Source organism: Prevotella conceptionensis 9403948 (genome assembly GCF_000312305.1).
Lineage (GTDB): Bacteria > Bacteroidota > Bacteroidia > Bacteroidales > Bacteroidaceae > Prevotella > Prevotella conceptionensis.
On sequence record NZ_HE999451.1, the window covers coordinates 53485 to 55553 of the forward strand.

The following is a 2069-nucleotide window of genomic DNA, read 5'->3' on the forward strand; positions in this document are numbered from 1 at the left end:
GGTTGAAGGTTGGCAACCGGTCTACCCTCAATGTGGTGCTGCAAGACGATGCCGTGAAACTCGACGACATCGTTGTTGTGGGTTATGGCACGATGAAGAAACGTGACCTCTCGGGGGCAGTGGCCAAGATAAGCGGCGACGACCTTTTGGGGACGGGTGCTTCTAGCTTTAACCAAGCCCTGCAAGGAAAGGTGTCGGGCGTGGTGGTTAACAAAACCGACGGGGCACCGGGCGGCGCCATCAGCATCAATGTGCGTGGCGCAAACTCGTTCACCACAAGCACCGAGCCGCTTTACATTGTAGATGGTGTTCCCTTTGAAACGGCTGGCACGCCATCGAGTAAGGCCACCGACGGCAGTCAGATGCGCATGAACGCCCTCGCATCGGTTAACCCACACGACATCGAATCGCTCGAAATACTTAAAGATGCCTCTGCAACGGCCATCTATGGGTCGCGTGGAGCCAACGGTGTGGTGCTCATTACCACGAAGAAAGGTAAGGCCGGGCGTGGAAAGATTGAGTTCACGTCGAACCTGAGCATGTCGAACGTGCTGAAAAAGATAGATGTGCTCGACCCCGTTACCTACGCGCGTTACATTAATGAGCAAACGGCCAACAGGGCAATATATAACGGAGAAACCGTGAACGGGCTGCCTTACGAGGGAAAATGGAAGTATCGGGAACTCAACGGAAAGATTGTTGAGAACTCGGGCGTGTACAATCCCTCGCCCGAGGATTTCCTTAATCCCGGCCTGCGAACCGACCAGTATGGGAATAAAACGATGGTGCGAGGCACCAATTGGCAAGACGAAATCTACCATACGGGTTTCTCTCAAGAGTACAACCTTAACGTGTCGGGTAGCGACAACAATGGTTGGTGGTCGTTTTCGGGTAACTATCTCAACCAAACGGGCGTTATCAGGCGTTCGGGATTTGAGCGTTACATCCTTCACATGAACATCGGACGTAGGGTGAAAGACTGGTTAGAGATTGGCATGAACATGAATTACACCAACTCGACGACCGACTTCGCCAAGTCGAGCAATGAAGTTGGTGTGGTAAGGTCGGCCTTGGTGTTCCCTGCCACTTATGCCCCCGATGTCAGCGTGTATGAGTCGGACAAGCTAAACTGGCTTGCATCGAACCCTGTGGTTTATCTTAACAACTCGAAAGACCAGCAGCGGATGAGCAACTTCTTCTCCTCGTCTTACTTGGAGGCTAAGATCAGGCCTTATTTAAAGTTCCGACAGAACCTCGGATTGGGTTATTCGGAAAACAGTCGCGGGTCGTATTACGACAGGCATACCTCCGAAGGCAAGTATCCCGACAATGGGAAAGGAGGGCAAAGCGATAGCTGGTGGAAGAGCCTGACGTCCGAATCGCTGCTTACTTTCGATAAGAGTTTCGGTGGAAAGCACTCTGTAAACGCCTTGTTGGGCTTTACCTACGAGATAGCCAACTTCGGTTCGAAGGGCATGTCTGCAAAAAACTTCCCCTCGGACGTAACCCAAGAGCACAATATGGGATTGGGATTAAGCTATAATGCGCCAGAGAGCGAGCGCGGACAGCAAAAGCTGATGTCGCTATTGGCACGCGTCAACTATTCGTATGCGGGCGGAAAATACGTCGCCACAGCATCTTTGCGCCGCGATGGGTCGAGCAAATTCTCTCAGGCAAACAACAAAATAGGACACTTCGCATCTGGTGCGGTGGCCTGGCGACTGTCAGAAGAACGTTTCGTTAAGGATTTAGACATCTTCGATAACCTTAAACTGCGATTCAGCTACGGACAAACGGGCAACCAAGGCATTGGCGCTTATCAGGCACAATTATATATGATAGCGTCTAACTATCCTTATAATGGCAGCATGGCAAGTGGTTTCTCCGAGGTGTTGTGGCGTGGCGCGCTGAACAAAAACCTGAAATGGGAAACCACCGACCAATTTAACCTTGGCCTCGACATGGCCTTTTGGAGAGGAAGGGTTAACCTTACGGCCGACTTATATTGGAAAAAAACACGCGACTTGCTGCAAAGCACCGCCATCCCTTCCAGCAACGGTTTCGTCAAC

1 protein-coding gene is annotated in these 2069 nt (G+C 51.5%); it reads left to right on the forward strand.

What is annotated here, in order from left to right; all coding sequences use genetic code 11:
- The coding region (locus BN93_RS12780; RefSeq protein ID WP_044260777.1) for a SusC/RagA family TonB-linked outer membrane protein at positions 1–2069 on the forward strand (2069 nt) is incomplete at both ends.